Annotated in this window: 18 protein-coding genes; 12 read left to right on the top strand and 6 right to left on the bottom strand. The window is 67.9% G+C overall.

The features are described 5' to 3' along the window. Positions 1-5 precede the first annotated feature (5 nt). Both G7043_RS46020 and G7043_RS46015 read right to left on the bottom strand, forming a co-directional pair. Entirely contained in the window at positions 6-428 is a 423-nt protein-coding gene (locus tag G7043_RS46020; protein WP_166055851.1) for a hypothetical protein, read from the bottom strand. A gap of 79 nt (positions 429-507) precedes the next feature. Beyond that, complete coding sequence (locus G7043_RS46015) at positions 508-903, bottom strand: ATP-binding protein (RefSeq protein ID WP_166055849.1); 396 nt, start codon at positions 901-903, stop codon at positions 508-510. A gap of 92 nt (positions 904-995) precedes the next feature. On the opposite strand from G7043_RS46015, the gene G7043_RS46010 reads away from it, so the two are divergent. The 4 genes from G7043_RS46010 to G7043_RS45995 all read left to right on the top strand — a co-directional run bounded on the left by G7043_RS46010 (position 996) and on the right by G7043_RS45995 (position 8,090). Then, the gene (locus G7043_RS46010; RefSeq protein WP_166055847.1) at positions 996-2,279 is read left to right on the top strand and encodes a hemolysin family protein; all 1,284 of its coding nucleotides are present in this window, start codon (positions 996-998) and stop codon (positions 2,277-2,279) included. A 65-nt stretch (positions 2,280-2,344) separates the two neighbouring features. Beyond that, the gene (locus G7043_RS46005; RefSeq protein WP_166055845.1) at positions 2,345-3,283 is read left to right on the top strand and encodes a sigma-70 family RNA polymerase sigma factor; all 939 of its coding nucleotides are present in this window, start codon (positions 2,345-2,347) and stop codon (positions 3,281-3,283) included. A 163-nt stretch (positions 3,284-3,446) separates the two neighbouring features. After that, on the top strand, positions 3,447-5,258 hold the full coding sequence (locus G7043_RS46000) for a S8 family peptidase (protein WP_166055843.1): 1,812 nt from the start codon (positions 3,447-3,449) through the stop codon (positions 5,256-5,258). Positions 5,259-5,327: 69 nt separating this feature from the next. After that, positions 5,328-8,090: an AAA domain-containing protein gene (locus tag G7043_RS45995; RefSeq protein ID WP_166055841.1), complete on the top strand. Its 2,763-nt coding sequence runs from the start codon at positions 5,328-5,330 to the stop codon at positions 8,088-8,090. 132 nt (positions 8,091-8,222) lie between these two features. Here the strand turns inward: G7043_RS45995 and G7043_RS45990 are convergent, their stop codons facing one another. Next, entirely contained in the window at positions 8,223-9,713 is a 1,491-nt protein-coding gene (locus tag G7043_RS45990) for an alpha/beta hydrolase (RefSeq protein WP_166055839.1), read from the bottom strand. Positions 9,714-9,749: 36 nt separating this feature from the next. Next, on the bottom strand, positions 9,750-11,234 hold the full coding sequence (locus G7043_RS45985; protein WP_166055837.1) for an alpha/beta hydrolase: 1,485 nt from the start codon (positions 11,232-11,234) through the stop codon (positions 9,750-9,752). A 421-nt stretch (positions 11,235-11,655) separates the two neighbouring features. On the opposite strand from G7043_RS45985, the gene G7043_RS45980 reads away from it, so the two are divergent. From G7043_RS45980 to G7043_RS45965, 4 genes are all read left to right on the top strand, one after another. Continuing rightward, positions 11,656-12,639, top strand: coding sequence for a ribose-phosphate diphosphokinase (locus tag G7043_RS45980; RefSeq protein WP_166056049.1), 984 nt, complete (start codon positions 11,656-11,658; stop codon positions 12,637-12,639). Between the two features lie 40 nt (positions 12,640-12,679). After that, positions 12,680-13,432: a DUF427 domain-containing protein gene (locus G7043_RS45975; RefSeq protein WP_166055834.1), complete on the top strand. Its 753-nt coding sequence runs from the start codon at positions 12,680-12,682 to the stop codon at positions 13,430-13,432. 73 nt (positions 13,433-13,505) lie between these two features. Next, positions 13,506-14,132: a TetR/AcrR family transcriptional regulator gene (locus G7043_RS45970; RefSeq protein WP_166055832.1), complete on the top strand. Its 627-nt coding sequence runs from the start codon at positions 13,506-13,508 to the stop codon at positions 14,130-14,132. Next, complete coding sequence (locus tag G7043_RS45965; RefSeq protein WP_166055830.1) at positions 14,129-15,676, top strand: MDR family MFS transporter; 1,548 nt, start codon at positions 14,129-14,131, stop codon at positions 15,674-15,676. Before G7043_RS45970 ends, G7043_RS45965 begins: the two co-directional genes overlap by 4 nt. A gap of 50 nt (positions 15,677-15,726) precedes the next feature. On the opposite strand, the gene G7043_RS45960 is transcribed toward G7043_RS45965, so the two are convergent. Continuing rightward, the gene (locus G7043_RS45960) at positions 15,727-16,134 is read right to left on the bottom strand and encodes a hypothetical protein (RefSeq protein WP_166055828.1); all 408 of its coding nucleotides are present in this window, start codon (positions 16,132-16,134) and stop codon (positions 15,727-15,729) included. Between the two features lie 29 nt (positions 16,135-16,163). Then, the gene (locus G7043_RS45955) at positions 16,164-22,073 is read right to left on the bottom strand and encodes a golvesin C-terminal-like domain-containing protein (protein WP_166055826.1); all 5,910 of its coding nucleotides are present in this window, start codon (positions 22,071-22,073) and stop codon (positions 16,164-16,166) included. A 292-nt stretch (positions 22,074-22,365) separates the two neighbouring features. Between G7043_RS45955 and G7043_RS45950 the strand changes: the two genes are divergently transcribed. The 4 genes from G7043_RS45950 to G7043_RS45935 all read left to right on the top strand — a co-directional run bounded on the left by G7043_RS45950 (position 22,366) and on the right by G7043_RS45935 (position 26,160). After that, positions 22,366-23,379, top strand: a complete 1,014-nt coding sequence (locus G7043_RS45950; protein WP_166055825.1) for a hypothetical protein — start codon at positions 22,366-22,368, stop codon at positions 23,377-23,379. 86 nt (positions 23,380-23,465) lie between these two features. After that, positions 23,466-24,674 (top strand): serine hydrolase domain-containing protein, encoded by a 1,209-nt coding sequence (locus tag G7043_RS45945; RefSeq protein ID WP_166055823.1) that lies wholly within the window; start codon positions 23,466-23,468, stop codon positions 24,672-24,674. Continuing rightward, positions 24,671-25,534 (top strand): sensor histidine kinase, encoded by an 864-nt coding sequence (locus G7043_RS45940; protein ID WP_166055820.1) that lies wholly within the window; start codon positions 24,671-24,673, stop codon positions 25,532-25,534. Before G7043_RS45945 ends, G7043_RS45940 begins: the two co-directional genes overlap by 4 nt. Beyond that, complete coding sequence (locus G7043_RS45935) at positions 25,531-26,160, top strand: response regulator (protein ID WP_166055818.1); 630 nt, start codon at positions 25,531-25,533, stop codon at positions 26,158-26,160. Before G7043_RS45940 ends, G7043_RS45935 begins: the two co-directional genes overlap by 4 nt. Positions 26,161-26,658 lie beyond the last annotated feature (498 nt).

Genomic DNA, 26,658 nt, shown 5'->3' with positions numbered 1-26,658 from the left:
CGCCATCAGGGTAGAGGCCACACCAGCAGGATGGAGACGGCGATGACCAGGTCGAACACCCCGCAGAACTCCGACCACCACCGAGGCACGACGGCGTTGCGCACGTGGTGCACGAGGTCCCACACGGCGTGCGCGGCCCACCCGAAAACGATCAGCCCGACCCCGTAGAACGTGAACGGGGCCATCAGGAGCACCGCGGCAGTCAGCGCCACGTACAGGCCGAACACGATGAGCTGCACCCGCGGCGCCCGCCATCCCCAGAACAGGTACGCCGCCTGGACCAGCAGCAGCGTCCACGCGGGCGGAACGACAGGTGCCTGCCAGAAGTCGAACGTGATCACGAGCGCGAGGACCATCGGCCAGCGGTTCAGCACGGCCCGGACCACCGGGCGTCGAACCAGCTGCCGCACTGCGGAATGAGTTGTCATGCATCAAGAGTCGGAGAGACCCGCAGCAAGGCCCATCCGTGCGGTGTCATGACTTTTCTGTGCGAAACGCACGGACGAACTATGCGTTGATCTCGGCCCAGACGGTCTTGCCGCCGGCGAACTCGCGTGTGCCCCAGCAACGAGAGAGATTGGCGACCAGGATCAGGCCTCGTCCACGGCAGTCACCGAGCCGTGACTCGCCGAGCTGAGGAAGCTCGGCCGGTGTGTGGTCGTCGACCTCGACCCGTATGAAGTCGGTGTGTCGTTGGACCCGCACGGCACGCGGCCCTTCGGCGTGCTCGTACGAGTTGCTGGCCAGTTCCGTGCACACGAGCAACACGTCGAGCCGGAGGTCCTCCGGCAAATCTCTCAACAGAGCCCCGACCCACGAGCGCATCGCGGAGAGGTCCGGTACGTCCTCCGGCAGGGTGTGCAGGGTCCTCGCGGAGGCGCTCAGCACCTCGGGAGCATCCATCTAGATCCCCACCTCGTTCGGTACAGGCCCTCCTGGCTGCTCAAGATGGCCGTCAGCGTGCGAATTACCACTACGCGTGCTACCCCAAACGTGTGGATGGCTACGGCTTCAACCTCGCGCTGGTCGCGGTCTTGGTTTTGCTCAACGCGGCGTTCGCCGGCAGCGAGATGGCGTTGGTGTCACTGCGCGAAGGCCAGCTACGGTCGTTGGAACGCGAAGGGCATCGCACGCTCGTGCGCCTGGCACGTGATCCGAACAGGTATTTCGCGACAATTCAGATCGGCATCACGCTGTCCGGATTCCTGGCTTCGGCGACTGCGGCCGTTTCTCTCGCGCAGCCCATCGTGCCGTTGCTGGAATTTCTCGGTGGGGCCGCAAACGGGGTCGCGATCGCACTTGTGACCGTTGTGCTCACGTTTGTCACTCTGGTGTTCGGGGAACTGGCGCCGAAACGTCTGGCGATGCAGTACGCGGTGCGCTGGGCGAAGATCGTCGCACGTCCGCTGGATCTCCTGTCGGCGATCTCACGGCCCGTCGTGTGGCTGCTCAGCAAGGCGACTGACCTCGTGGTGCGCGTTTTCGGCGGCGACCCGAACGTCGAAGAGGAACAGATGTCTGCCGAGGAACTGCGCGATCTCGTTGAGGTGCAACAACATTTGAACCCGGAACAGCGCGAGATCATGACCGGCGCGCTGGAGATCCACGAACGACGGCTGCGCGAGGTGCTGGTGCCACGCCGTTCGGTCACTGTCGTGGAAGCAGGTTTGGACACCGCCACCGCGCGGGAAATCTTGGCGGGGTCGGGACATTCTCGGGCGCCGGTGACGAAGGACGGTCACCTGGACGACGTGATCGGCCTGGTGCATCTGCGGGATCTGCTCGACGACGCGGTGGAACTGGTGGACGTGGCACGTCCGCCGATGGTGCTGCCGGACTCGGTGCGGGTCGCGGACGCGTTGCGGCGCATGAAGGCCGAGCGCGAGCAGATGGCGCTCGTGGTGGACGAGCACGGCGCGGTCGACGGCATCGTGACGCTGGAGGACCTGCTCGAGGAGATCGTCGGCGAGATCTACGACGAGACCGACCCGGACGTGACCGCGGTGAGGACCGCGCCGGACGGCACGATCGCGCTGCCCGGCACGTTCCCGGTGCACGACCTGGCGGACGTCGGCGTCGAGCTGCGGGACCCACCGCCCGGCCCGTACTCGACGATCGCCGGTCTCGTGCTGGTGCTCCTCGGCCGCATCCCGGACGAACCCGGTGACGTGGTGGAGGTCTCCGGCTGGAAGGTCGAGGTGCTGGCCGTCGAACACCACGCGATCACCAGGGTGAGGTTGAGGTCACAGCCAGAACCGCGGAATGACCAAGGCCTCTGAACCGTTACACATGAGGCAGCCACTTTCGGCTGCCACTCCTGCCAACGGAAACGGGGGGATTTGTCATGCCTGCAGATCTGAAGAACCGCGCGTCCGGCCAGCAGGACGCGGACTCGGTCGGCCAGTACCTGCGCGATGTCGGGCGCACGCCGCTGCTCACGGCGGCGGAGGAGGTCGACCTGTCCAGGCGCATCGAGGCCGGGGTCTACGCGGCGCACCTGCTCGAGAGCGGTGACACGACGCGTGAGCCGCGGCTGTTGCGTCGGATCGTCGCCCAGGGTGAGCGTGCCAAGGACCACATGATCCGCGCGAACCTGCGTCTGGTCGTGTCGGTCGCGAAGAAACACTCGTTCCGCGGCCTGCCGTTCGGGGACGTGGTCCAGGAGGGCAACCTCGGCCTGATCCGCGCCGTCGAGAAGTTCGACTACGCCAAGGGCTACAAGTTCTCCACCTACGCCATGTGGTGGATCCGTCAGGCGATCGAACGGGGTCTGGCCGAGCAGACTCGCACGGTCCGCCTGCCGGTGCACGTCGTGGAAGAGGTCAACAAGCTCAAGAAGATCGGCCAGAAACTGTCCGCGTCGCTCGGGCGCGAGGCCACGGTCGAGGAGATCGCCGCCGAGGCCAAGGTGTCGCCGACGCGCGTGCAGGACCTGCGCGACGCGGCCCGTTCCTGCGTGTCGCTGGAGACGCCGGTCGGCGACGAGGGCGACTCGGTGCTGGGCGACCTGATCCAGGACACCGACGGCGTGTCGGCGCCGGATCTCGTGGAACAGCAGGAGTTCACCGAGGGCGTTCGGTCCCTCTTGGACGTCCTTCCCGAACGGCAGGGCCGGATCATGCGCCTGCGGTACGGCTTGGAGGACGGTCGTGCGCGCACGCTCCAGGAGGTCGCCGAGGAGCTCGGTCTGACCCGCGAGCGGATCCGCCAGTTGGAGAAGCAGTCGCTCGCCCAGCTGAAGCAGACGGGCGACCCGGAGGAACTTTTCGCGCTCGCCGGCTGACACAACAGACGAAAGTCGCTTGTTCTGGTCGTTGTCGCAACTAAAGACTCATCACGTCCGATAACGGACTACCGCTGTTTCGCAACCGCGTGTGAACGCATCTCTTGGGCCGTCGAGGGCCGGCCCGCGTTCGCACGCGGTTCCCTGCGATCAAGGAGCAGTGATGAGACAACGCACCCTGCGCACGCTCGGTGTGGCGGCAATCGCCGCCGTTGGAAGTGTGTTAGCGCTCCCACAGGCTGTCGCCGCACAGCCGGAGGGACCGATCGTCGCGGAGAGCGCGCCGAACGCGGTCCAGGACAGCTACATCGTGGTGCTCAAGAACACCATGACGAGCTCGGAGGTCGGCGGCCGCGCCGGCGACCTCGCGTCGCGGTACGCCGCCAAGATCGGCTTCACCTACCGCGCCGCGTTCAAGGGCTTCTCGGCCTCCATGACGAAGCAGCAGGCGAAGCGCCTCGCCGCCGACCCCGCGGTGGCCTATGTGGAGCAGGACCGGACCGTGCAGGTGCTGGCGGACCAGCTCAACCCGCCGTCGTGGGGCCTGGACCGGGTCGACCAGGCTGATCTGCCGCTGAACAGCAAGTACAGCTACAGCACGGACGCCTCGAACGTCACCGCGTACGTGATCGACACGGGCATCAACTACAACCACGCCGACTTCGGCGGGCGCGCGTCGTTCGGGTTCGACGCGTTCACCGACGGTCAGAACGGCAAGGACTGCCAGGGCCACGGCACGCACGTGTCCGGCACGGTCGGCGGTGCCACGTACGGCGTGGCGAAGAACGTGAAGCTCAAGGCCGTCCGCGTGCTCAACTGCGCCGGTGGCGGCTCGGTCTCGACCGAGGCGGCGGGCGTCGACTGGGTCACCGCGAACGCCGTGCTGCCGGCGGTCGCGAACATGAGCCTCTACACCGGAAACGTGAACGAGCCGAGCCGGGTGCTCGACGACGCCGTCCGCGCGTCCATCGGCCGCGGCATCACCTACGTCGTGGCGGCGGGCAACTTCAACGACGACTCCTGCAAGTACTCGCCGCAGCGCGTCACCGAGACGATCAACGTCATGGCGACGGCCCGCACGGACGCCCGCGCGTCGTTCTCCTCGTACGGCACGTGCAGCGACCTGTTCGCGCCCGGCCAGGACATCGTTTCCGCGTCGTACAACAACAACACGGGCTCTGCCACGATGAGCGGCACGTCCATGGCGTCCCCGCACGTCGCGGGCGCGGCGGCGTTGTACCTCGCCGACAACCCCGCCAAGACCCCGGCCGAGGTGCACGCGGCGATCATCGCCCAGGCCACCCCGAACAAGGTCACCAACCCCGGTGCCAACTCCGCCAACCGGTTGCTGCGCACCAACACCGGCGGCGTCCCGGGTGTCTCGGTCACCAACCCGGGCAACCAGACGACCGCGCTGAACGGCACGGCGAACCTGCAGCTGTCCGCGTCCGGTGGCACCGCGCCGTACACGTGGTCGGCGACCGGTCTGCCGACCGGCCTGTCGATCTCCGCAACGGGTCTGATCTCCGGTACCGCGACCACCGCGGGCACCTACAACGTGACCGCGACGGCCACCGCGTCCGCCGGTGGTTCGGGCAGCACGTCGTTCACCTGGACGGTCGGCTCGGCCACCTGTGCCAAGCAGACCAACGGCACGGACGTCGCGATCCCGGACAACTCGACGGTGACGTCGACGATCACGTTCTCGGGCTGCACCGGCACCGCGTCGGCGTCCAGCCAGGTCGAGGTGCACATCAAGCACACCTACAAGGGCGACCTGATCGTCAACCTGCTCGCGCCGGACGGCACCGCCTACCTGCTGCACAACCGTGCGGGCGGTAGCGCGGACAACATCGACCAGACCTTCACGGTCAACCTGTCGTCGGAGACGCGCAACGGCACCTGGACGCTCCAGGTCCGTGACGCGGCCACCGCCGACGTCGGCACCATCGACACGTGGAGCCTGACGCTCTAACGCTTGACGCTCTAACGGTTTCGACGCGGCGCCCATCTGGTCATCGGTCTCGATGGCACGATGGGCGCCGTGAACGTTCCGGCCGTCCTGCGCACCCTGGCCCGCTTGAGCGCCGCCGAGCAGCCGCAGAAGGTCCAGCTCGACCTCACCAAGACCGCCGGTCTGCTGTGGCTCGGCGACCACGAGCCGTCCTGGCGCGCGATCACGCAGACCCAGGACGTGCTGCAGCGGCAGCCGGTGCCGTGGAAGGCGCCCTGGCAGGCCCGTGATCAGGCCGCGCACCTCGCCGCGTTCGACGCGTTGCACCAGGAGGACCGGCTGCTGCGGCTGGGCTGGGCGTTTCTCGCCGGGCCCGCGGAGATCGGCGGGCAACGTCGGCGCGTGTGTCTGCCACTGGTCTCACGGCCCGTGCGACTACACAGCGGCGTTGGGGCGAACTACGCGTTCCACATCGCTGGTGACGCCGGTGTGTTCCCGTTGATCGACGACTGGGCACGGACCGCCGAACGGGAGGCCGCGCTCGCGCCGACCGAGGAGTGGATCACCGAGACGCTGCGGCAGGCGGGGTTCTCGGACGTGCCGATCGTGCACGACGATCCTCGTCTCCTCATCTCCGGCAGCCAGCTCGCTGTGTCGATGGGGGCAGGGCTGCACGCGGGCGAGCCCGTGGTGACGACCGAGCACGGCGCGGCACTCGTCGAATGGGCGACTGCCGCGGACGTTGACCACACCGCGTTCGCCGCGCTCTACGGGGCGGGTGAAACGGCCGTTGACACCGTTGCGCCGATCAGTTCCACGTTGCCGTTGAGCCACAGTCAGGAACGCGCCGTTGAGCACGCACGGCGCGCGCGGATCACCGTGGTCGGTGGACCACCTGGGTCCGGCAAGACACATACCCTCGCGGCGTTGGCCTTGGACGCCGTGGCCGCCGGTCGGTCCGTGTTGCTCGCGAGCCGCACACGCAACGCCGCGGACGTGCTCGGCGCCGCGTTGCGTCGGGCCGGTGGTCCGGTGCCCGCGCTGTTCGGCGACTCGGAGCTGCGGCAGGAGATGGCGCGCGAGCTGAGCGACGGGCTCGACGCGGTGAGCAAGCCCGATCGGTTGAAGGAACTCGATCGCGCGCGGCGTGCCGCGGTGGCGAGCCTCGAGCGCGTCGAACGCACCGTCACCGCCTCTCTGAACGACGAACTGCTGGCTGCTGAGGCTCGTCGGCATCAGGCTTTGATGCCCGGACATCGTGCGGTCGCGCCCAAGGCGTTCGACGCCGGGGTGAATTTCGTTGAGCTGCAAGGGTTGTTGCAGCCGCGCACCGGGCTCCTCAGTGGACTCCGCACCCGGTGGGCGGTGACCAAGGCGCGCAAGCTGACCGGCGCTGGGGAGGTTTCGCCGGAGGACCTGGCGGCCGCGATCGAGGCGGCTGAGCAGACCGCGGCGTTGGTGCGGGTCGAGACGAGCGGGACCACGTTCGCCGAGCTGAGGCCGTTGCTGGCCGAGCAGGACACGGCGAGCCGGCAAGCGACAGCGTTGTGGCTCAAGGAGTTCGCGGTCAGCCGTCGCGGCGCGGGCGCGCGCAGGGCGGTGGCGGCGCTCGCGAAGGCGTTGCGGTCGGGCCGGGCGGCACGACGGCGCGGGCTGGCCGAGATCGACAGCGCGGACCTGGTGGCGGCGCTGCCGTTGTGGGTGGGGACGCTGTCCGACGTGGAGGACATCCTGCCGCCGGTGCCGGGCATGTTCGACCTGGTGATCATCGACGAGGCGAGCCACGTCGACCAGCCGCTGGCCGCGCCCGCGTTGCTGCGCGGACGGTCCGCGGTGATCGGCGGCGATCCCCGGCAGCTGCGGCACGTGTCGTTCGTGAGCGATCAGGCCGTGCGGGCGGCGGTCGAGGCGGAGGGCACGCAGCACCTGCGCGACCGGCTGGACGTGCCGAAGGTGAGCCTGTTCGACGCGGCGGCGGCGACGGCCGGCGTGCACTGGCTCGACGAGCACCACCGCTGCGCGCCGCACCTGATCGGGTTCGCGGCGGCCGAGTTCTACGACGGCAGGATCGCGCTGCTCACCACGCACCCGGCGATCGCGGACGTCGACTGCATCGACACCGAGCTCGTGCCGGGCGAGCGCACCCCGAAGGGCGTCAACCAGGCCGAGGTCGACGCCGTCCTGGCCCACGTGCGCAAACGGATCGCCGCCGGCGTGCGGTCGATCGGCGTCGTGACACCGTTCCGCGCCCAGGCCGACGCGCTGGAGGAGGCGTTGCTGAGCGGGCTGACGCTGGACGAGATCAGGGTCGGCGGCGTCCGCGCGGGCACGGTGCACGGCGTGCAGGGCGGCGAGTTCGACGAGGTCGTGATCAGCCTCGCCGCCGACGCCAAACCGGGCGCGTGGCGGTTCGTGAACGACCGCAACCTGCTCGCCGTGCTGACCACCCGCGCTCGCGGTCAGGTGCACGTGATCACGTCGGTCGCCGAGCCGCCCGGCCTGATCGGCCAGTACCTGCGGCACGCGGAGGTCGCACCCACGGAGACCGCCGGTGCCGAACCCGAGGACGCGTGGACGGCTCGCCTGGCGCAGGAGCTGCGCACCGCCGGGCTGACCGTGCGGACGGGCTACCCGGTGGGGCAGTGGCGGGTGGACCTCGTGGTGGGGGAGAAAGAAGACGCGGTGGCGGTCGAGACGCGCCCGCACCCCGACGGGGCACGGGCACATCTCGCCCGCTGGCGTGCGCTCACCCACGCGGGGTGGCGCGTGCACGACGCGTTCGGCAGCCGGTTCGGCCACGATCCCGCCCGCGCCGCCGTCGAACTGGCCCAGGAACTGCCGCCAGGGCTCTGACGGCATCTGCAAGTACCACCAACCCTTGATCAAACCGCCCACAACTACACCCAACCTGTTCGGTGATTGGCGAACAGGTTGGGTGTAGTTACGAGCCTGTTGATGGTGCGTTGGTGGTACTTGCAGACGTTTTTAGCGACGAGTGGGCTGGAAGAGCGGTTCCGCGGCTGCCACAGTGGGCAGGAACGGGTTCGGATTGGCCGGGCACACCGTGCCGACAGGCGGCAACGTGCCGTTGAGCAGGTATGCGTTCGTGTGGTCGGACGCGCACTTGCTCACGCCGTACGCCGTGTGTCCCCAACCCGCGTAGGAGAGCAGGCGGCTGCCGGCGAGCTGGCGGTTCACGGCCTGTGCGCCGCGATAGTCCGTGACGCCGTCGAAGTAGTTGCCCACCACCAGAACCGGTGCGTTCGTGCGGGTGTGCCACGGGCCGGTGTAGCGGTCCTGGTTCACCGGCCAGTTCGCGCACGCCGCGTTGCCCCACCACCACGCCGGGCCGAACTCCGAACCCGCTTCGGCGTAACGGGCAATCGCCCGGTACGCACTGAAGTCCCGCGGGTACTCGGTGTCCGCGCACACGTTGCCGTTGTAGGCGTCGAAACCGTTGGGGTAATCCGGTTCCGCCGCAACGGAAACACCCGCAGCGCCGGCGGCCGCGTCGGACAGCTGGTCGAAGAGCACCGCCGCGTCCGGCCAGTCGCTCGGCGAGTACATCGCGCCGAGCGCGGCGCCGACCACCGCGTCGTAGGTGTAGAGCTGGTCACCGAGCTGGATCGGCTTGGCCCGCACCGACTTCAGCAGCGCGGCCCAGCGCTTCTCCGACTGCGGGCCGAACACGCACGCCGCCTCGTCGCAGTTGCGCAGGAACTCGCGGAACTCCTCCTTGGTCGCGATCCGGTCGGACTCGATCTGCCGTCCGCTCGACCACAGTTCCGGGTTGAGCACGCCGTCGACGACCAGCGCGCGGATGTTGTTCGGGAACATGTTCGCGTAGGTCGCGCCGAGGAACGAGCCGTACGAGAAGCCCAGGTACGAGATCTTGCGGTCACCGACGGCGCGGCGCAGCAGGTCCATGTCCCGTGCGACGTCCGCGGTGCTCATGTGCCGGGTGATCGGCTGGTCGTCCTGGCACTCCGGGCCGAGCGAGCGGTAGCGGTCGAAGTACGGCCGCTCCTGCGCCGCCTGGTACGGGAAGCCGGGAACGCCCTCGAAGAACTTGTCGAGGTCCGCCTCGCTCGCGAAGCAGTGCAACGGGTCCGACCGGCCGATCCCGCGCGGGTCGAAGCCGACGATGTCGAACCGGCCCTCCAGGTTCGCCGACAGCCTGTTGCCCGCCCGGAACGCGAAGTCCACGCCGGACCCGCCCGGTCCGCCGGGGTTGAGGAACAACGACCCGATCCGGCGAGCCTGGTCCGTCGCGGGTTTGCGCGCCAGTGCGACGGAGGTGGTCGCGCCGCGCGGGTTGTCGTAGTCCAGCGGCACCTTGACCGAGGCGCACTCGAAACCGGGTTGTTCCGGTCCGCACGCCTGCCAGTTGATTCGCGGCACCCCGTTGTCGGCCAGCGCGACGGGTGCACCGGTGACCATGAGCGCGGCTGCCGCCACGAGCACGGTGATACGCATGGACAAGCTCCCCTCTTGTCAGCTGAGTGGCCATTCCTACCGGTTGGCGACAGGGCCCGTCGACCTCCGAAAGTCGCGTTCGGCCAACTGGGACGCGAGGTCGGAGAACGGGTTCGGGTTCGCCGGGCACACGGTTCCGGCCGGTGGCAACGCGCCGTTGAGCAGGTATTCGTGGATGTAGTCGATGGCGCACTGATTGCGCCGGTACGCGATGTGGCCCCAACCCGCGTACGCCAGCAAACGGCTGTTCGGCAACTGCGCGGCAACGGCTTGTGCTCCTGCGAAGTCCGTTCCGGTGTCGTAGTAGGTGCCCACCACCAGTACGGGCGCGGAAGTGCGGGCACGCCACGGTCCGGTGTAGCGGTCCTCGTTCACCGGCCAGTCCGCGCACGCGCTGCTGCTCCACCACCAGTAGGGCCCGAACTCCGAACCCGCCGCGGCGTACCGGGAGATCGCCCGGTACGCGCCGAAGGTGCGCGGGAACTCGATGTCCGCGCACATGTTGCCGAGGTTCGCGTCGAAGAAGTTGTCGTACACCGGCTCAGCGGCGGCCAACGTGCCCGCGGACGCGTCGGACAGCTGGTCCAGCAGGGAGGCCACGTCGGTCCAGCGCTCGGACGCGTATCCGGCGAAGAGACCCGCCTCGATCACACGGTCGTAGGTCCACACCTCACCGTTGAGCGTGATCGGCTTGGCGCGCGCCGATGCCAGCAACGCCTCCCACCGCTGCTCCGACTGCGGGCCGAACGCGCACGCGGCCTCGTCGCAGAGCCGGAAGAACTCGTCGAGGACCTTGCGGGCCGCGACCCGGTCCGACTCGATCTGCCGCCCGCTCGACCACTGCTCCGGGTTGAGCACGCTGTCGATCGCGAGCGCGCGGATGTTGTCCGGGAACATGTTCGCGTACGTCGTGCCGAGGAACGAGCCGTACGAGTGGCCGAAGTAGGTGATCTTGCGGTCGCCCAGCGCGCGGCGCAGCAGGTCCATGTCGCGTGCGACGTCCGCGGTGCTCATGTGCCGTGCGATCGGCTTGTCGCACTTGGTGGCCAGCGAGCGGTACCTGTCGAAGAAGGGGCGCTCCTGCGCCGCCTCGTACGGGAAGATCGGCCCGGCCGCCAGGAACTGCGCCCGTTCCTGGTCGTTCGCGAAGCACCGCAACGGATCCGACCTGCCGATCCCGCGCGGGTCGAAGCCCACGACGTCGAACCGGCCTTGCGTGCCCGCCGACATCTTGTTCCCGAAGTACCAGGTGGCCTCGATCCCGGACGCGCCGGGCCCGCCGGGGTTGAACAGCAACGACCCGATGCGCCGCGCCTTGTCGGTGGCGGGCTTGCGCGTCAACGCCACCGTGGTCGTCGCACCGCCTGGGCGGTCGTGGTCGAGCGGCACGGTGAACGTCGCGCACTCGAAGTCAGGACGCTCCGGCCCGCACGTGGACCACTCGATCGACGGAGTCGCGTGGGCCACCGGTAGGGGAACGACCAAGAGCGCCAGCACGGCGCCGAGCAGGGGAAGACGCATGCGGTCTTCCTATCCGCTGTCAATCCGGCCGTCGATGCTTTTGGCGAACTCCCAACCTGTCGGCCAGCTGGTCGTGGATGGGAGTGCTCATCACGACCGGGCTCGGTGGGGGCGCTGACGGTGTCGGTCCGGGCGCGTCCTGTTCTTCAGGCATGGGTGGAGGGTAGGCATGCTCATTGACGCCTCCAGCACGCTGATCAAGAAATCACACTCGACATACCCCAAGAGGTGAATCTGAATCAGCCGATCTATACCCAGGGTGCGAGTCCGTACCTGGTATGTGACCACCTGTGTGGTGCCCGATGTGATTACTTCAATTTCCCCCGCAACGTGGAATCTCATCGGGCGGACACGACGTTGCCTGATCTCGCCGCAATGCTGAACGATCGGGCTCATCGCCGGACGGATGTGGAGCGTGACGATGGTCAGCGGCAAACCGGGCGTAGCCAAACGGCAGCTCATCCTGCTCACCGGCAGGGCGCACCCGGAACTGGCGGAGGCGGTGGCCAAGCACCTCGGTACCGCGATCACCCCGCAGGCGGCCTACGACTTCGCGAGCGGCGAGATCTTCGTGCGGTTCGAGGAATCGGTGCGCGGCGCGGACGCGTTCGTGATGCAGAGCCACACGGCGCCGGTCAACGACTGGCTGATCGAACAGCTGCTGATGGTCGACGCCCTCAAGCGCGCCTCGGCCAAGCGGATCACCGCGGTGGTGCCCTCGTACCCGTACGCGCGGCAGGACCGCAAGTACGCCGGACGTGAACCCATTTCGGCTCGGCTCGTCGCGAACATGTTCAAAACCGCCGGCGCCGACCGCATCGTGACCGTCGACCTGCACACCGCGCAGGCGCAGGGCTTCTTCGACGGCCCGGTGGACCACCTGCACGCGATGTGGCTGCTCACCGACCACGTCCGCGCGCACTACCAGGGCGAGAACCTCGCGATCGTCTCGCCGGACGCGGGCCGCACCCGGCTCGCCGAGAAGTGGGCCGACCTGCTGGGCGGCTGCCCGATCGCGTTCATCCACAAGACGCGGGACCCGTTGCGGCCCAACGAGATCATGGCCAACCGAGTTGTGGGTGACGTCGAGGGACGCACGTGCATCGTGGTCGACGACATGATCGACACGGCGATGACGAGCACGACGGCGGCGCGGCAGCTGCTGGAGCAGGGTGCGAAGGACGTCGTTCTCGTCGCCACGCACGGTGTGCTGTCGGGCGACGCCTACGACCGGCTCGTCGCGAGCAAGGCGCGCGAGGTGATCCTCACCGACACCCTGCCGATCCCGCACGAGAAGCGGTTCCCCGGCCTGACCGTGCTGAGCATCGCGCCGCTGCTCGCGCGGGCGATCCAGGAGGTCTTCGAGGACGGGTCGGTGACCAGCCTGTTCGACGGGAACGCCTGACCGGGGAAGTCTGCCCGGCCGCGCCGCGTTGTGCTGTGACATGGGTAACGAGCAGCGTGGTTCGGTGCGCGTCGAGCACTCGGCGAAGCGGGTGCGCACGTACTTCGGTGGCGAGCTGGTCGCGGACACGACCTCGCCGCGGTTGGTCTGGGAGATCCCGTACTACCCGGCCTACTACCTGCCGCTTTCGTCCGTCCGCGCCGAGCTGAAGCCGACGGGGGAGGTCAAGCACTCGCCGAGCAGGGGTGACGGCGTGATCCACGACGTCGTCACGGCGGGAGGCACGGCCGAGGGCGCGGCGCTGGTCTACGCGGACTCACCGATCGAGGAACTGCGGGACCTCGTCCGGTTCGAGTTCGCGGCGATGCAGGAGTGGCTCGAAGAGGACGAGCCCATCTACGTGCACCCCCGTGACCCGTACAAGCGCGTGGACGTACTGGGCAGCTCACGGCACGTGCGGGTGGCGCTGGACGGGGTGACGCTGGCGGCGTCGTCGCAGCCGCGCATCCTGTTCGAGACGAGCCTTCCACCGCGGTACTACCTGCCCTTGAGCGATGTTCGATTCGATCTGCTCAGGCCGTCGGACACGCAGACGCAGTGTCCCTACAAGGGCACGGCCACGTACTGGTCGGTCGAGGTGAACGGCGTTGTGCACGAGGACCTCGTGTGGATCTACCGGTCACCGCTGCCGGAGAGCCAGAAGGTCGCCGGGCTCGCGTGCTTCTACAGCGAGCGCGTCGACCTCTTCGTCGACGGCGAACTCCAGGCGAAGCCGAAGACGCCCTGGTCGTAGCCACTCTCCGCGAGACGCACTTCACAATCTGCAAACTTGCAGTGACTGCAAAACGATCCTGTACTCTTCCCGTGTGAACCAGCCGGGGGAGAGCCTGCGCGACCGCAAGAAGCGCCGCACGCGTGCCGCGCTCGAGCGGGCGACCGTGCGTCTTTCCGCCGAGAGGGGCTACGACCACGTCACCGTTGAGGAGATCGCCGCCGAGGCCGACGTCTCGGTGCGCACCTTCTTCAACTACTTCGCGAGCAAGGACGAGGCGCTGATCGGCGCGGACCCCGAGGCGGGTCCGCGCATGGCCGAGCGCGTCCTGGCCGCGCCGGACGAGGTCTCGCCGTTCGAGGCGTACCGGCGGTCGGTGCTCGCCGAGATCACCGACGAGCTGAACAACGCCCGCGACCTGTGGCTGCTGCGCAAGGAAGTCCTGATGCAGCGGCCGGACCTGCTGGTCCGCGCGTTCGCCAACAGCGCGCAGTACGAGCAGCTGCTCGCGGACGCGGTGGGGCGGCGAGCCGGGCTGCCCGAGGCGCACCTGTACCCGCGCCTGCTGGTGGCGGCCGGCAGCGCCGCGTTCCGCTGCGCGGTAACTCGCTGGGCCGTCGACGACGACGTCGCGTTGGGTGACCTGGTCAGCGAAGCGTTCGACCTGTTCGGCACCGGGCTGGCTCACGTGCCGAAGCACCACCACGAAGGGGGATCATGAGCACCGAGACCGAAGCGGCACCAATCCACAGCAGACGCGACGTCGTGCAGGCCATGTGGGGCCTGATGATGGGCATGTTCGTCTCGATCCTGGCCGGCACCATCGTCTCGACCGCGCTGCCGCGGATCGTCGCCGAGCTGAAGGGCTCGCAGTCGATCTTCGCGTGGATCGTCACCGTCGAGCTGCTCGCGATGACGGCGACCGTGCCGTTGTGGGGCAAGCTCGCCGACCTCTACAACCGCAAGCTGCTGATCCAGGCGTCGCTGAGCCTGTTCGTCGCCGGCTCGCTGATCGCGGGCTTCTCGCAGAACATCGAGATGCTCATCGTCAGCCGCATCGTGCAGGGCCTGGGCGCCGGTGGCGTCACGGCGCTCGCCACGGTCGTGATGGCCGCGATGATCCCGCCGCGTGAGCTCGGCAAGTACTCGGGCATGTTCGGCGCCGTGTTCGGCGTCGGCACCGTCGCGGGCCCGCTGATCGGCGGCCTGCTCGTCGACACCTCGTGGCTGGGCTGGCGCTGGTGCTTCTTCATCGGCATCCCGTTCACCCTCGCCGCGATGTACCTGCTCCAGCGCACCCTGCACCTGCCGGTCGTGGTGAAGCGGGAAACGAAGATCGACTACCTGGGTGCGGTCCTGATCGTGTCCGGCGTCTCGACGCTGCTGATCTGGTCGTCGCTCGCCGGGCAGAAGTTCGAGTGGGCGTCGGGCTGGACCGCGGGCCTGGTGACGCTGGGCGTCCTGCTGCTGGCGGCGGCCGTCCGCGTCGAGGCCACCGCGCACGACCCGATCGTGCCGCTGTCGATCTTCCGCAACCGCACGGTCTCGCTGGCCACCATCGCCAGCGCGCTGGTCGGCGTCGCGATGTTCGGCGGCACGGTGTTCCTCTCGCAGTACTTCCAGCTGGCGCTCGGCAAGACGCCGACCCAGGCTGGTCTGCTCGGCCTGCCGCTGATCTTCGGCCTGCTGATCTCGTCGACCGTCGCCGGTCAGATGATCACGAAGTACGGCAGGTGGAAGGCCTTCCTGGTGTCCGGTGGCGTGATCATGGTCGGCGGCATGTTGCTGCTGTCCACGATTTCCGCCCAGACCACCGTGTTCATGGTGTCCGTGCACATGTTCGTGCTCGGCGTCGGCGTCGGCCTGATGATGCAGAACCTGGTGCTGGCCGCGCAGAACGACGTGCCGGCCAAGGACCTGGGCGCCACCACGTCGACCCTGACGTTCTTCCGCTCACTGGGCGGCGCGATCGGTGTCTCGGCGCTGGGCGCGGTGCTGGCGAGCAAGGTCTCGTCGCTCGCCGCCGAGAAGTTCGGCCCGCTGGGCGGCGACGGTGGCAGCCAGGTGCCGGACATCTCGGTGCTGCCGCCGGAGGTCAAGGCCGTGATCGCCGACATCTACGCGACGGCGACCGCGGAGATCTTCCTGGTGGGCGCGCCGTTCGCGGTGCTGGCCATGCTGGCGGTGATGTTCATCAAGGAGAAGCCGCTCAAGGAGCAGAGCGGCGACGACCGGCTGGCAGCGGAGATGGCCGCGGGTCACTGACCGTCTGTGACGGCGAGGGCTCCCTGCTCACGAGCAGGGAGCCCTCGCCGTCACCAGGGTTCGGCCTCGTCACGGTTCAACGGAACCGAGGCCTGCAGCACGAAGTAGGCGTGTCGGGCCTGCTCGGCGGTGGCTCGGGTCAGCGTCCCCAGCTCGTCCTGGTGCACGTGCAGCGTGTGCCGCCGGATCGAGGTGCCCGTGGGCCTGCGGCCGGTGAACTCGGTCTGCGACACGACGAGGTTGCACACCACCACGCCGTCGCCGATGTCGTCACCTACCTGCAGCCAGACGAACGCGGACTCGTTGATCTCGTAGTCCTCGCCGTCACGCCAGGCCCGCCCGGTGTACCCGCGCGATTTGGCGATCTCGCGCAGCTCCGCCAGCCGTTCGCGAGTCAGGGTGCGCAGATCGGGATCATCCGCCCGCAGCAGGTTCGCCAGCCATCGGCGAATGCTCATGAACTCTTCCGTCCTCGTCATCGGTGCCGTCACCAGAAGCCCCACAGCGGAATCTCCTCGTTGTACCCGATCCTGCCCTGTCCAGCGCGGTCCAGGAGGTTGTACAGCCGCTGGTTGCCCTGGATCACGGTCATCGTGCCGTCGGAGTTGCGGTTGATCTTGATTTGCTCATCCGGGTTGCGCGGGTTCCTGGCGATGTCGAGCAGTTCGCTGTCGGACGCGTTGGGCACGTTGCTGTCCGGTCGTGGCGTGGCGTCGCCGTACTTGAGCTGCCCCGAGTCGAACATCTCCTTCAAGGTCTGCAGGTTGAAGTTCTTGGGCGTCGGCCCGGCTGACTTGTCCTTCTTGCCCGAGTCCGGGGTCTTGTCGCCCTTGCGGATCTTGGTGAGCTTGCTGATGCCCTTGCCGCCCGCGATCACCTCGATGATCGAGAACGCGCCGCGGCCGATCGCCTCGCCGTAGTTGCCCTGGTTCCAGTCGTCGACGATCGGTTCGGTGATCCCCTCCCAGAGCAGGCCGCCTGCCGCGCCGGGGTCGTCCCACGCGAGGCTCGCGAAGTCCGCGATGCCCTGACCGCAGGTGAAGATGGCCGAGACGCAGTCCCACGTGTCGCCGATCAGGCTGCCGGCGCCCTCGATGATGCCGACCGAGAACCCGCCGACCTGGCCGAAGAAGTTCCACGTCGCCACACCCGCGTCGGCGATGGCACCGCCGGTCGCCGACGCCGCGTCGCCGATCGCGCTCCCGGTGTCGCAGATCCAGTCCCACGCCCAGCAGTGGCCGTCGAGCTCTACGCGGCTGATCGGGTTGCCGCCGGTGAACGCGTAACGGTTGCCTGTCCACGGACTGGTGCCGAGGTTGAGGTCCGCGAGCGCGCCGTTGTACTGGTCGCGCGTGACAAACCGGTTCAGGCCGGGGTCGTAGTCGCGGAACCCCATGTCGTAGCCGTTGGTGGTGCTGTCCCACCGCTTGCCGTTGAACCGATAGAAGTTGTACGGCTCCTTGTCCGGTTGCTGTGCGTCCGGCTTGTCGATGCCGGTGAACGACTCCTTGTCGTCCTTGCCGTAGGCGGTGTAGCCGTAGGTGGCCTTGGAGTCACCCTTCTCGTCGGTCAGCAGCTCGACGTCGGTGTGCGGGTTGTAGCCGTACTGGGCGTTCTCCGTCGTCCCGTCGTCCTCGTGGGTCGTCTGCGACAGCCGGCGACCGTCGAGGCTGTACTGGTAGGACTTCTCGAGCTTCCCGCCGGACTCCTCGGTGAGCACCTCGGACGACAGACCCAGGTAACCGAACTCGGTCGTCTTGTCCGTCTCGGTGCGTGTGGTGGTGCGGTCGAGCGGGTCGTAGGCGAACGTCACGGTCGTCCGGTCCGCGCTGCCCTGCTTGGGCTTCTGGTGCTCGACGATGCGATCGAACCCGTCGTAGCGGTACTTCTCGACGAGTTTTCCGTTCGCCGTCACCTTGTCCAGCCGGCCGAACGGGTCGTAGCTGTGCGTCGCGGTCTGCTGGTCCACAGTGGACGTGGTGAGGCGGTTTCGGTCATAGGTGAACTTCGCGGTCTTGCCCTCGACCGTCTGCTCGACGACGTTGCCGTTCGCGTCGTGCACGTACGACTCGGTCTCCAGCTCCTGACCCGACAGGTCGGACTTCGTCGACTTTCGCAGGCGGTTGACCGGGTCGAACCCGTACGCCAGCACGCGGTCGAGGTACGCCGAGGTGTTGTCGGCGTTCATCGTCTTGGCGATGTCCTTGGTGCGCTGGCCGTTCGCGTCGTACTCGAGCGTGTGCTCGTTGACGAGCGTGCCGTCCGGTTTCTTCTCGGTGTAATGACGCTGCTTGCCGTCGAGGAAGTACTCGTAGGACACGCTGTTGCCGTTCGCCTTCGTCTCGGTGAGCGGCAGTTCACGCTTGTCATAGGTGAACGTGGCGACCTGAGGAGTGGCACCCGGCGTCTTGCCGGTCGTCGTGACCTTCGCCAGCAGACTGCGCACGTCGTACTCGTAGACCGCGCTCTGACGGTCGTGATCCTTGGTCTTGACGTTGCCGTCGTCGTCGTAGGTGTAGGAGGTCGTCCGGCCGGCGGTGCCGATCTCCTGCACCTTCTTGATCTGGTCGAGTCCGGTGTACTCGACGACATAACGGGAGACCTTGGCGCCTGCACTGCTGTCGGTCATCTCACGCAGCTTGTCGTTGGCGTCGTAGGTGAAACCGAACTGCTTCTGCTCGGTGTCGGTCTCCCCGCTACCGTCGCGGACCAGCTTCACCGCGTCGGCGACCACAGTGCCGTTCGCGCGGCCGGACAGCGTGATCCGCTTGACCGCGTCCTCGGTGTAGCCGTAGCTGCCGAGGGAGACCCACTGCCCGGTTTGCTGGGTCTGGTCGATCGTCCTGGTCTCCGCGCCGCCGTCGTGCTCGACGGTGTACGTGGCGTTCGTGGCGGTCGCCGACCTGGCGTAGCGGACGAACACCTCGTACGTGCCGTTGCGGGGCACGTCGGCGCGCCAGGTGAAGGAGTCCTCGCTCGCACCGGCGGAGTGCGTGCGGTAGTCGTAACCTTCGTGATCGCCGCCGGAGCCGGCGGTCGCCCACTCGCCCTTGACCTCGGTCGCGGGGTCGGAGTTGTCGACGAGCAGCACGTCCTTGCCCACCGGCACACCGTCGTCCTTGCGCGACGCGAGTTTGCCGTCCTGGTAGTAGGTCCACTCCATGGTCCGGGTCGAGGAACCGCCCGCCGCGGTCTGCGTGCGCTTGGTCTGTTTGCCCATCGCGTCGTAGTCGTACTCGGTGCGGATCTGCCACGGGTCGGTGCTCGATCGCAGCCAGCCGTTGTCGAAGTACGAGTTGATGGTGACGTTGCGGACGGTCTGGCCCGCGGACGGTGGTGTGCTCGTCTCGACCAGGTTGCCGATCTCGTCGTAGCCGTACAACGTGCGGTCCGGCGTCTTGACCCGCTCGTCGTCCTTGTCGAACGGCGCCAGGCGTTCCTTGACCCGGTTGAGCTCGTCGTACACGAGCTCGTCGATGAAGTCGTCGGCGTCGTCCTGAGTGTCGACGCCCTTGGGTGAGATCGTTTTGGTGCGGTTGCCGACCTTGTCGTACTCGAACTTCGTGACGCGCTGCACGCCGTCGGCGTGCGGCACGCTGATCTCGGTGACCGCCGCGCGCTCGTCGAGTCGCATCGTGGTGCGGTTGCCGTCCTGGTCGACCGTGGCCACGACGTTGTTGTCGCGGTCGTAGTCGGTCGTCGTGGTGTTGCCGGCGGCGTCGATCGTCTTGCGGACGCGATGGTTCAGGTCGAGCTCGGCGCGGATCTTCTTGCCGAGCGGGCTCACCGTGGCCACCACGTTGCCCACGACGTCGTACTCGACGGTCGACGTCTTGCCGTCGGAGTTGGTGGTGGAGATCAGGCGGTTGAGCTTGTCGTAGCCGTACCTCGTGGCGAAGTCGTCCGGGTTGTCCCTGGTGAGGGTGCCTTTGGGGGACACGCCACGCACCAGGTTGCCGACCGGGTCGTACTCGAAGGTGCTGACCTTCGCCTCACTGGTGGCAGTGTCCTTCGGCGCCGTCACGGCCGACACGCGGTCCATCGCGTCGTACACGGCTGTTGTCACAGCGCCGTTAGACGCGGTGCTCGACAGGACGTTGTCGTTCTGGTCGTAGCGCGGGCCGGGTGTCACGGTGAACCGGCCCGTGTCCGCGTCCACGGGCGTCTTGGAACCGGCCGGACGGCTGAAGACGTCGTAGGTGTAGGTGCTGGTCTTCTGCCGGGCGTCGGTGCTGGACACGACGTTGCCCACCGAGTCGTAGCTGACCGTGGTCGCGCAGCCCAGCGGGTCGACGGTCCGGCGTGGATAGCCGACCGGGTCGTAGTCGGAGAACGTCGTCTTGTGATCGTTGGCGTCGGTCGACGTCAGGAGCTGGCCGAACTCGTCGTAGGTGTACTTGGTGACGAAGCCCTTGGGGTCCGTCACCGAGATGAGGTTGCCCCTGTCGTCCTGATCGAACGTCCACTTGCGACCTTCGGCGCTCGTCTTCGTCGCCAGCTCCGCGGTGTGCCCGTCGAGGCCGGTGCGGTAGGTCAGTTTCGTCGGGGCCGTGTTGTGCACGGCGGCCTCGGCGTCCTTGATCTCCAGTGGGTACCCGGTCTTCTGGTCGTAGGACCACGTGCTGGTGGCACCGTTGTGCTCGCGCAGCAGGCGAACGTTGTTGTCGGCGTCCCAGGCGAGATCGGTGACCTCGTTCTTGGCGTTGGTGTGCTTGACCGGCCGGCCGAAGCCGTCCATGACGAGCTTGGTGCTGTTGCCGTTGGCGTCGATGACCGTCGAGTTGATCGACGACTCGCCGCCGGTCGCGTAGTCGAACGTGGTGCTGTTGCCGCGCCGGTCGACGAACGACTGCGCGCGGTGGCGGCGCACCCGGTCGGACGGGTCGGTGAAGTACTTCACCTGGGTGCCGTGGCCGAGCGCGTCGTTGATCCGCACCAGCTTCGCGTCGTGGTCGGACGGATCGGCGTAGAAGAGGCCGTACACCTTCTGTCCCGGCGTGCCGGCGCCGTCGACCACCTCGCGGAGTTGGCCCTTGTCGCTGTAGGCGAACGTGATACGGCGGCCGCTCACGTCGGTGATCGATCGGACCTGGTCGATGATCGAGGTGTTGAGCAGGTCGTGGCCGAGCACCTTGACGTCACCGACGAACGAGAAGAAGTCGTCGCCTCGCTGGTAGTAGTCCAGTGAGAGAACACGACGTCCGGTCGCGTCGGTGATCTCGGTGAGCACGCCGGTGTTGCGGTTGCCGTGTGAGGAACGGGCGTAGGTGAACTTCAGCTCGTTGCCGTTCTTGTCGCGCAACGCTGTCTGATAGCCGTCCCCGTCGAAGAACGTCTCGGTGCTGTCCGGCCGCGTCATGACCCAGGTGCGCGACTTGTCGTCACTTTCGGTGCGACGCAGGTGCAGATGCACGCCCGCGGGATTGTCGTAGGTCCACCGCTTCTTGTCGTTCGAGCCGTTCTTGTTGAGCTCGAACAGGTGACTCGTGCCGTCCCCGTCGACCAGGGTGATCTTGGACGGATACCGCGGATCGCCCAGCAGCGGTACGTGGAACTGCAGTGGCGAACCGAGCCGGTGCAGGCTGGAGGTCGTGAGCGACCAGCCGTTGCCGAGGTAGGAGTTCGAGTTGTCGAGGCTGTTGTAGGTCAGCCGCACGAACGAGCTGAAACCCCGGCCCGGGTTCGACAACGCGTTGAGCCCGATGACCGCGTTGCCGGAGTACTGGTTGACGTTCGCGGTCCAGCCACCGCCTGCCGTGACGCCGTTGTACTGGTAGAACTTCTCCAGCCCGAGCTGGTCGGACGTCGGGTGTTCCGCGGTGACCGGCTGGCTCAGCGGTGGCACCTGGTCGGTCTCCGACAGCCACTTGCCGGTGTCGCGGGAGCGCAGGTCCCAGGCCAGGACGAACTCGTCGCGCTGGTTGCCCAGATCGACCTCGACGGGCGCTTTGACGCGGGCGTTCACCGTGATCTTCTGACCGGGCGCGACGTCGCCCGGCAACGCGGTCTCCACGCGGTTCGACGGGCGGGTGTAGTCCGTGCCGTCCGGCAGTTTCCAGTGGTAGGAGAGGACGAACGCCGACTTCGGCCATGGTTTCGCGGTGGTGTTCGTCAGCTCGACCGCGACCAGGTGCTCCTCGCCCGGGATCATCCGCTGCGGTGTGAGCGGTGCCGAGTACGTGGGCGAACTGTCGTCAGCCGCCTGCGGTTGTCTCGGTGCGGGTGCGCTCGCGGCCGTTTTCGCGGCGACGAGCGGCGGTGGTGGTACGCAGGTCACCCGCGTGGTGAGCTCAGCGCGTGCTGGTGCCGCGGCGGCTGTCGCCGGTGTGATCGCGGGCAGCGTCGCGATCAGCGACAAAACCGTCGCGAAGATGCCGAAGTGCCGGACTTTTGCCATTGCAGGTCCCCCTGGTGCTCCAGGGAGAGCCATGCCGCGGGCGCATCTCGCCGCGCCACGGGTGGATGTCTCGAGCCCGGCCCCCACAACCGAGCGACTGTCACACGGCTCCCCCAAGCCATGCCTCCGACGATATTGGATGATTCGGGGTGAACCGAATCTGCCATTCGGCCCAATTCGCGCATCCGTCGTTGCGCGAGCGCGTCCAGAGCGAGCACGATCGGACGCCGGGGCGTCGTGGGGGAATCGTCCACTCTGGACACTGTCGCGCCCCGGACATGGGGGTGGGGAAGTGTTTCGCAGATTTGTCGCAGGTTTTGTCGCGCTCGCGACGTGCGTGGTGGTCGCTCCAGCGGCAGTGGCGACAGGGCTGGATCCGTTGCCACTGGCCGGTTTCGGCCAGATTCTCGTGGATGATGCGCGCCAGCGGGTTTACCTGACTGGTGGTGCGTCGTCGAACACCGTGGTGGCACTGGATTCTCGTGGCCGCGTGGTGAAGAAGGCCGACGGCCAGTTCGGCGCCACGGGGCTGGTCCTGAGCGCGGACGGGAAGACGTTGTTCGCGGCACTGGCGACGGGGGACGCCATTTCGGCGATCAGCACCGAGACGTTCAAGGAGACCGCGCGTTATCCGACTGGACCGCAGACTTGCCCGGTGCACCTGGCGCGCACCGGCGGCATCCTGTGGTTCGGCTACGGCTGTGCGGACGCGTGGACGGGCGGTGTCGGCAGACTCGATCCGGCCGCGACCGCGCCGGTGAGCTTGAACGAGCAGGGTGAGGCCCTCTTCCAGAACGCGCCGCTCGTGCGCGCCGCGGGTGACACCGTGGTGGCGGGCCAGCTCGCCACCAGTCTGTCGAGCACCTGGGTCTACCGGGCGGAGAACGGCGCACTGACCCGGATCGTCAACGGTGAGGTGGCCGGGAGCAACCTGACCGATCTCTCGCTCACCGCCACGGGTTCGACGCTCTTCACCGCGGCGGGATCACGTGCTCAGGTCCAGGCCTTCGCGACCGAGTCGCTGGCGGCTCAGGGTGCCTACGACAGTGGGCATTCCGCGAACGCTGTGACCATCTCGAAGGAGTCGACGCACGTGGCGACTGGGGCGTACACGTCGCGCCCGAAGGCCGTTTCGGTCTACCGGCTCGGGCAGACGACGGCGGTGCGGTCGTACGAACTCGACGGCTACGTCCTCGCCGATCGCGGGCTGGCCTTCTCGGCGGACGAGAAGAGTCTGTACGCGGTGGTGCAGGGTGCGAACGACCCGCGGCCACGGCTGGTCGTGCTCAGCCGTCCGTTCGACTGAGGTTCGGGGACCCCTGACTTTCGTCGGGGGTCCGGCCTGTCTTTCGGGTCGGGAATCTTGCGGCCGCGCTCCTTAGGTTTTCTCCCATGAACATCATCTTGGGGGCGGCGCTCGCGTTGTTCGTTTCCTCTTACACGGCCGAGGCTTCGCATCCGGGGGTGGCGGTGGCGATCACCAAGGGGGATCAGGTGATCGCGGTCGAGGGGTACGGCCACGACTCGACGGGCGCGCCGATCACGGCGGACACGAAGATGGCGATCGCGTCGGTCAGCAAGTCCTTCACGGCGCTGGCCGTCCGGCAGCTCGCCGACGCGGGCAAGATCGACCTGGACCGGCCGGTGTTCGACTCCCGCGTCACGCCGCGCCAGCTGCTCGCGCACAAGTCCGGGATCAGCGATCGCACGTTGCCGGAGAAGAGCCTGCCGCAGCCGGACAGTCCCGCCGGTGCGGTGGAGCGGGCCCAGGACGTGCTGCGCTCCGCCGTACCCGACGGTCAGTTCCGTTACACCAACACGAACTACCACCTGGCCGCGCGGCTGGTCGAGCAGGCGTCTGGGGAGGAGTTCAACTCCTACCTGCGCAAGCACGTCTTCGAGCCGTTGGGCATGCGGGACACCGTGGGGATCGGCGTGACGCCACGCGATCTGCCGCCGGACTACCGCAAGGGTTACGGGTACGCCTACGGGTTCTCGGTTCCGCTGACCGAGCCGGACCGGTTCGTCGGCGGGTCGGACGGCGTGATCAGCACCGCCGCGGACATGGCGAAGTGGCTGGCGGCGCAACCGAAACTCGCGCCGCAGGACGGCATGGGCTGGCGCGCCGACCCGCAGGGACAGTTGCGGCACAACGGCATCTGGTTCACCGCCACGGCCGGACAGCTGCTGACGTCGTCCGGTTACGGGATCGCGGTCATGTCCAACAGCGGGCTCACGCTCGGCAACGAGGGCACGTACCTGCTGGAGAACGGGATCGCCGACGTCCTCGACGGCAAGACGCCTGCCGAGTCGTCGTACCGGCTGCTGATCGACCTGGTGCTGGCGGCGCTCACGCTGTTGTCGGTGGGACTTGGTGTCCGTGCGCTGCGGCGGCCGAGGAAGCTGCACAAGGCGTGGCAGGTGCTCAGGTTCGTGCCGTTGGGCGTGCTGTTGGCGATGCCGACGTTGTTGGGGCTGCTGTACAGCGGGCGGGACATCACTTTCTTCCAGTTGGCGCACTATTCGTTGCCACTTGTGGTGTGGTTGGGCGTGTCCAGCGCGATGAACATCAGTGTGGCGGTCGTGAGGTGGGTGCGATGAGGATCGTGGCGCTCGCGGCCTGTGTCGCCACCGCTTTCGGCATGTCGTTCTTCATGACCGGGACCGTGCCGCCGTGGACGGTCGCGGTGTGCGCGGTGGTGTTCGTGGTCGCCTTCCTGCTCGGTCGCCGGATGGCGCCAGGCTGGCCCGTGATCCTGTTCGTCGCGGCGGGCCTCATCAACCTCACCGGGCTCATCGTCGTGGGTCTGGCGGCGGCACTGCCGTGGGTCCTCGGCCGGGTGGCGGGTCAGCAGGCCGCGCTGGCCGCGGCCTCCGTCGAGGCAGCTCACCTGCGCGAACGCACGCGGATCGCGCACGAGGTCCACGACACGCTGGGCCACGAGCTCAGCCTGCTGGCGCTGCAGGCGGGCGCGCTGGAGATGAACCTGCCCGCCGAGCACCAGGCGGCCGCCGCCCAGCTGAGGACGACCGCTTCCGGTGCCACCGAACGGCTGGCGGATCTGGTGTTCCTGCTGCGTGACGGTGATCCGCCCGCGGCGGCGGACCTGAGGGACCTCGTGGACCGCGCGGTGGCGGCGGGGCTGCGGGTCGAGTTCACCGTGGACGGACCTGTGCCGTCCTCTGTGGAGCGAACCGTGCACCGGGTGGTTCAGGAGGCGTTGACGAACGCCGCCAAGCACGCGCCCAAGTCCGTCGTGTCGTTGCGGGTGGCGTCGGCAGAGGGCAGCACCGTCGTGGAGGCGGGCAACGACACCGGACTGCGCCGGGGCACGGGCAGCCGGCTGGGTCTGATCGCGTTGCGCGAACGGGTGCGGCTCGCCGGGGGTACGCTCCGGATCAGCCGGAGCGACGGCAGGTTCGAGCTGGTCGCGACGTTGCCGCACTCGGGGGACCTGTGATTCGCGTTCTGCTCGCTGACGACGAGACGATGGTGCGCGCGGGTGTGCGCGCCATCCTCGGCTCCGACCCCGCTCTCGAAGTGGTGGCGGAGGCGTCCGACGGTCGCGAGGCGATCGACCTGGCGTTGAAGCACCGGCCGGACGTCGTGCTGCTGGACGTCCGGATGCCTCGCCTCGACGGGCTGGAGGCAGCCCGCGAACTGGCACGGCTCGGGTTCGGCGTGGCGATGCTGACGACCTTCAACGACGACGGCTACCTGGAACAGGCGCTGGACGGCGGCGCCCGCGGCTTCCTGCTGAAGTCGGGGGATCCGCGCGAGCTGATCGCGGGCGTGCACGCGCTGGCGTCCGGCGGCGCCTACCTGGCACCCAAGGTGGCGGCGCGGATGATCACGCGGTTCCGCGGGGGCCGGGTCAGCGAGGCCCGTTCCCGCGTGGCGTTGCTGACCGCGAGGGAACGCGACGTGCTGGCGTTGCTGGGCCAGGGCCTCTCCAACGCGCAGATCGCCAGGCGCCTCGACCTCGTCGAGGGCACCGTCAAGGGCCACGTGAGCGCCATCCTGACCCGCCTGGGAGCCGAGAACCGCGTCCAAGCGGCCATAGTCGCCCACGAAGCGGCCCTCTAACCCCGCTCGCCTCCTGCCACGCGGGGCCCCTTCGTACTGTCAGAGCGAACGAAAGGTCCCCGCGTGTCCAAAAATGTGGCTGGTGGGGGCCTTGTGGGTGAGCGGGTGTTGGAGTGGGAAGTGGCTGCGGCCTCCTGTCACGCGGGGGCCTTGCGTCCTGTGTAGTAGTACGAAAGGGCCCCGCGTGTCGAAAAATGTGGCTGGTGGGGGCCTTGTGGGTGAATGGGTGTTGGAGTGGGAAGTGGCCGTGACCTCCTGTCACGCGGGGGCCTTGCGTCCTGTGTAGTAGTACGGAAGGGCCCCGCGTGTCGGAAGATGTGGCTGGTGGGGGGTGTGTGGGTGAATGGCGCTGCGACACGGGCGGCACTTGATTAGGGCGTGTCCTGCGGATCTTTCTCATGATCGTGTGCAGATGATGATGTGTGGTCGGACGTGGTGAGCTGACGGACAAGGCCTGGGCTGCGATCGCGCCGTTGCTGCCCGCGCAGAACGGGCAGC

It is taken from the genome of Lentzea alba (assembly GCF_011067745.1).
In the GTDB taxonomy this organism is placed as follows: domain Bacteria; phylum Actinomycetota; class Actinomycetes; order Mycobacteriales; family Pseudonocardiaceae; genus Lentzea; species Lentzea alba.
This window is presented reverse-complemented; position numbering and strand designations above follow the sequence as displayed.

What these genes read in the sequence shown, in the direction of transcription:
- G7043_RS45960 (WP_166055828.1), bottom strand. Translation starts at nt 16,134, where the DNA reads ATGAGCATTCGCCGATGGCTGGCGAACCTGCTGCGGGCGGATGATCCC.
- G7043_RS45945 (WP_166055823.1), top strand. Translation starts at nt 23,466, where the DNA reads ATGAACATCATCTTGGGGGCGGCGCTCGCGTTGTTCGTTTCCTCTTAC.
- G7043_RS45985 (WP_166055837.1), bottom strand. Translation starts at nt 11,234, where the DNA reads ATGCGTCTTCCCCTGCTCGGCGCCGTGCTGGCGCTCTTGGTCGTTCCC.
- G7043_RS46020 (WP_166055851.1), bottom strand. Translation starts at nt 428, where the DNA reads ATGACAACTCATTCCGCAGTGCGGCAGCTGGTTCGACGCCCGGTGGTC.
- G7043_RS45965 (WP_166055830.1), top strand. Translation starts at nt 14,129, where the DNA reads ATGAGCACCGAGACCGAAGCGGCACCAATCCACAGCAGACGCGACGTC.
- G7043_RS45980 (WP_166056049.1), top strand. Translation starts at nt 11,656, where the DNA reads ATGGTCAGCGGCAAACCGGGCGTAGCCAAACGGCAGCTCATCCTGCTC.
- G7043_RS45955 (WP_166055826.1), bottom strand. Translation starts at nt 22,073, where the DNA reads ATGGCAAAAGTCCGGCACTTCGGCATCTTCGCGACGGTTTTGTCGCTG.
- G7043_RS45940 (WP_166055820.1), top strand. Translation starts at nt 24,671, where the DNA reads ATGAGGATCGTGGCGCTCGCGGCCTGTGTCGCCACCGCTTTCGGCATG.
- G7043_RS45990 (WP_166055839.1), bottom strand. Translation starts at nt 9,713, where the DNA reads ATGCGTATCACCGTGCTCGTGGCGGCAGCCGCGCTCATGGTCACCGGT.
- G7043_RS46005 (WP_166055845.1), top strand. Translation starts at nt 2,345, where the DNA reads ATGCCTGCAGATCTGAAGAACCGCGCGTCCGGCCAGCAGGACGCGGAC.
- G7043_RS46000 (WP_166055843.1), top strand. Translation starts at nt 3,447, where the DNA reads ATGAGACAACGCACCCTGCGCACGCTCGGTGTGGCGGCAATCGCCGCC.
- G7043_RS45975 (WP_166055834.1), top strand. Translation starts at nt 12,680, where the DNA reads ATGGGTAACGAGCAGCGTGGTTCGGTGCGCGTCGAGCACTCGGCGAAG.
- G7043_RS46015 (WP_166055849.1), bottom strand. Translation starts at nt 903, where the DNA reads ATGGATGCTCCCGAGGTGCTGAGCGCCTCCGCGAGGACCCTGCACACC.